Below are 967 nucleotides of genomic sequence, written 5' to 3'. Positions count from 1 at the left end.
CTTGGCCTCCGACTTCAATATCTTCCTGAACTTCTGGTAACTGACGAGGCAACCCTTTACGGATTACCTTCTGAATTGGTGTATTGATTAACAGTTCGATAAACTCTGCATCATCAACATCACTATTCATCGCAATCTCTTTCAGAGAAATGAAGCGATTAACCAGACGAATCAAACGACCTTTACGCCATTTGGCTTCTGAAATTCGGAACTCTACAGAACCGAATGTGCTCATTGGGAGGAAGTTCATTGCTGAATACTTATCCCAATTACTAATAATGTGGTTCAAGAACTGACCATCATTATATTGCCATGCAGTACTCAGAGTACTCAATTGTTCTTGGGCAAAACCCAGAGCCATGCAGAAGTTGTTCTTATAACGATGCCAACCTGAACATTTAAACAACACACGTTCATAGAAGACATAAGCGAGTACCAAACGCTTAAGCTGTTTGACATTCATATTACGAACATCAATGTGAACGTGAGTCGAACAACGCCAGTTATCATCTGGATTGTTATCGAATAAGAAGCTATCAATCTCAATGGCAGCATTGTATAAATCAACGCCGCCCCACGGAGAACTGAACACAAACTCCATACCATTGTTACGGAGTGAGCCGTCCCCTTTCGCTGTCCAGTAATTAAATCGTGGACGTTCCATGCGCAAGTTTTCCAATTCGATTTCAACACCCGCTAGGTTAGTACCTACGATTAATGGGTGCTGTTCGATAGACGGGTACGAAGCACGTAACCCGAATTCTGAAGCAATCGTTGTCATTTCCTGACCTTCTGGAACATTGCCGGAGAAAGTTTGACTGTTATCGTCAGCATTACGACGACGTAAACGAGGAATGGATTGCCCTACATTCGGGTCGAATGAATGAGCATGACTTCCACTACTAAGGAAGTCTGGCATATCCTCGTCAATAACCACACTAGAAGGCTCTACAGCAGCCTGTCTAGG

The 967-nt window shown here is 43.2% G+C and carries 1 protein-coding gene; it reads right to left on the bottom strand.

What is annotated here, in order from left to right; genetic code table 11:
• The coding region (locus N1032_RS23995; RefSeq protein ID WP_259542965.1) for an amidoligase family protein at positions 1 to 937 on the bottom strand (937 nt) is incomplete at its 3' end.
• Between the last annotated feature and the right edge of the window lie 30 nt (positions 938 to 967).

The organism is Herbiconiux daphne, from assembly GCF_024979295.1.
GTDB lineage: Bacteria > Actinomycetota > Actinomycetes > Actinomycetales > Microbacteriaceae > Herbiconiux > Herbiconiux daphnes.
Note: the sequence above shows the minus strand (reverse complement) of the source record. Positions and strands in the feature narration are given on the sequence as shown.